Genomic DNA, 2,576 nt, shown 5'->3' with positions numbered 1-2,576 from the left:
AGTTCCTGGTTCAGGTGCCGCAAGGCCGGGTCGGCATTGGGCGTTTCCTGCGTGCGGTAATTGTGGTGGGCCACGCTCTGGGCCTGCTCCCGGCTGGTAATTTTGGTGACGCGGATAATCGCAAACGCCATGGGATACAATAGACTAGAAACATACGATAGATACCCTTCCCTACGCGCAATGTATAGTGAGTTATACATTGGACGACTCCGGCTGCCTCTACCTAACGATCTGCCTTACCTCACTAGTACTAGGCCTTTCCGAAGGAAGTGTATGATCTACCAGCCTCTAGCGCAATGTTGTGTCTAGTTCTATTCCAGATTAATGGATTGCCAACCCCATTCTGTTTCATGGTAACTTAGTAACCAATAAGAGGATAGCAGATAGCCACATGCAGCAGTGATATTGGCGCTACTGTTGTCTATACTGTAAGCAGCAGAACAAATAACGTGTTAGGTGTATTCGTGCGAGCCCGGCGTTGCGTATAGAGCACTATTCTATTGGGAACCTCACGTTCGCCTATGTAGTTTGTGCGTTGTTTATATCCTGATGCAAGAACTGAAAAGTCCTACCAACCGCGTTTACCTTACCCTCGATACCGACCACGTTAACCGCTGGGTGACGGTAAATTGGCAAGGCTACCTGACCAAAGAAAGTATTCAAGCCGGTGCCGCGGCCTACACGCAAGCCCTAGCCAAATCCGGCTACTCTTGCGTGCTCAATGATACACGGAAGGTGCTCGGCCCTTGGGACCATTCTATGGACTGGGTGATCAATATCTGGGCGCCTCAGGCGGCCGCAGCGGGTTTGCAGTACTTTGCTATGATTACTACTCCCGACTCGCTTGCTGAGGGGTCTGCCAGTGCGTTCTACGCCCAGCTCACCGCTTTTCAAGCCAAGGTATTGGCCACTTGGAAGAGGCGCAGGTATGGCTCCGCCAGCACGCGCAGGCAACCTCTGCGACGAAGTCTCCCTCCTTCCGCCCAATCATAACCCCTATGCCAGACGAAGTATTACTCGACGAACCGTACGGTTCTGTCTTAGTCGATTCCCGCGTGCCTTGTGTAATTGTGCAGTTCCACGGGTTCGCTAACAAGACCCAGTTCAAGCACGTGATGGATGCGGGCCTGGCCTACTATTCGCAGCAGAGCACTCCACAGAAGCCTTGGGGGTGGATCGGGGACGTGCGCCAGATGAGCGCCATTCCGCAAGAGGTGCAGCAGTGCTGGTGAGTGAGTGGAACCCGCGAGCCTTTCGAGCCGGTGTACGAGAAGTGAGCGTAGTGCAGGCGGAAAATGTCATTGGGAAACTAGCCACGCAGGACGTACGTGCGGCCAACACAATGGCTCACCGCAATCAGTACGAAATCTACTCGGCCTATTACCCTTCTTTGAAGGCCGCCAAGCAAGGGGCACGCCAAGCCCTACAGCAACAGACATTACAATAGCCTTGGTGAAAGGTCAAGTCGGTAGCTAATTAATTATCACCGTCCCTTCACGAGCCAGTCTTCTCCCGCACGCTCCTCCACCGTAAAGCCATCCTGTAGGTAGACTTGCTGCAAGTGCTGCTCGAAGGTGTCGGCTCGCTTTTGCCGTTGGGCATAGGGCCCGGGATTCTCGTACATCTCCCGTACTTCACTCAACCGGAAGGCTACTTCTTCCGCTTTCGGAGGTAGTGCTTTCAGAGCAGCTGCCCGTAATGGTTTTGACGCCACTGTTGCCTGCCGGTAATCCTCCAACAGGTATTTCTCTACGAGCGCCTTGTAGATAGCGCCGGCTGGTTTCTTGATTTTACCCTTGCGGAACTGGTTCTCGACAATACGCAGCACGTAGTCTACGTATCCCTCGTCGTAGTCACCTGCGCTGAGTTGTGCTTCAATGGTGCTAATACTGCGGTTCCCAACGCCACGCTCGATGAGACGTTGCTGCCAGACGGGACGCGCAACTGACGTCATTTTTGTAGCGGTTCCCGCGGGCGGAAAAGCGAAGACAATGCGCTTGACACTGCGTCCTTCCCGCTCCACGTCATAGGTGAACGGAATATCCGTGGCGGCAATCTCGTCTTGTGCCTTGTCTAAGATGCGTACCTTGAGATTCTTGAATTCTCGGTACTCGTGCTCATCAATATCGAGCGCAAAGCGTAATTGCTTGAGCGTTAGCGTGCGCTTTCCAAAGTCGCCGTACTCTCTGAGCATAAAGTAAATACGCAGTGAGTAAGGGCTTTTGAGCTTATTGTAGCTGCGCTGCTTCAGCGGTTGTGAAATTGCCACTCTCGCGCAACTGTAACAGATACGGCATAATCAGAGGATTGAAGCTGGCAATAACGCCACCCATATCGCCATGGTAATCCGCTTGGGCCATGAGTGGCCGGTTGAGATACACCGGTTTCTTACGTCGCTTGCGAGTTTCTTCTTCCAACTCCTCAATGTGCACTGTGAACTTGGTGATGTCACGGCACATATCGGCAATGGCCTCGTAACTGGCTCCTCCCTTCTTCCCCTTGCTCTGAATCAGTTTTCGAAAGGAATGAACTGGGGCTGAAACTCTTCGTCATTGAAATCAATAACGTGTAAGCAG

4 protein-coding genes and 1 pseudogene are annotated in these 2,576 nt (G+C 52.7%); 3 read left to right on the top strand and 2 right to left on the bottom strand.

The genetic code is table 11. The annotated features are described in order from the left end of the window. Positions 1–549 precede the first annotated feature (549 nt). The 3 genes from VI25_RS22545 to VI25_RS24955 are packed head-to-tail and all read left to right on the top strand — an operon-like array spanning position 550 to position 1,447. Positions 550–993: an STAS/SEC14 domain-containing protein gene (locus VI25_RS22545; protein WP_072144898.1), complete on the top strand. Its 444-nt coding sequence runs from the start codon at positions 550–552 to the stop codon at positions 991–993. A 5-nt stretch (positions 994–998) separates the two neighbouring features. Continuing rightward, the gene (locus VI25_RS23765) at positions 999–1,232 is read left to right on the top strand and encodes a hypothetical protein (RefSeq protein ID WP_072144897.1); all 234 of its coding nucleotides are present in this window, start codon (positions 999–1,001) and stop codon (positions 1,230–1,232) included. Next, entirely contained in the window at positions 1,229–1,447 is a 219-nt protein-coding gene (locus VI25_RS24955) for a hypothetical protein (protein WP_152981790.1), read from the top strand. The genes VI25_RS23765 and VI25_RS24955 overlap by 4 nt, the downstream gene beginning before the upstream one ends. Before the next feature lie 36 nt (positions 1,448–1,483). Here VI25_RS24955 and VI25_RS22540 read toward each other — a convergent pair whose 3' ends face one another. Both VI25_RS22540 and VI25_RS22535 read right to left on the bottom strand, forming a co-directional pair. Further along, a complete protein-coding gene (locus tag VI25_RS22540; RefSeq protein ID WP_055562942.1) occupies positions 1,484–2,194 on the bottom strand; it encodes a replication initiation protein in 711 nt (236 codons plus the stop codon). Between the two features lie 34 nt (positions 2,195–2,228). Further along, positions 2,229–2,528: pseudogene (locus VI25_RS22535) on the bottom strand (RepB family plasmid replication initiator protein); the annotation flags it as partial. Positions 2,529–2,576 lie beyond the last annotated feature (48 nt).

The sequence above is a fragment of the Hymenobacter sp. AT01-02 genome, from assembly GCF_000961955.2.
GTDB lineage: Bacteria > Bacteroidota > Bacteroidia > Cytophagales > Hymenobacteraceae > Hymenobacter > Hymenobacter mucosus.
Note: the sequence above shows the minus strand (reverse complement) of the source record. Positions and strands in the feature narration are given on the sequence as shown.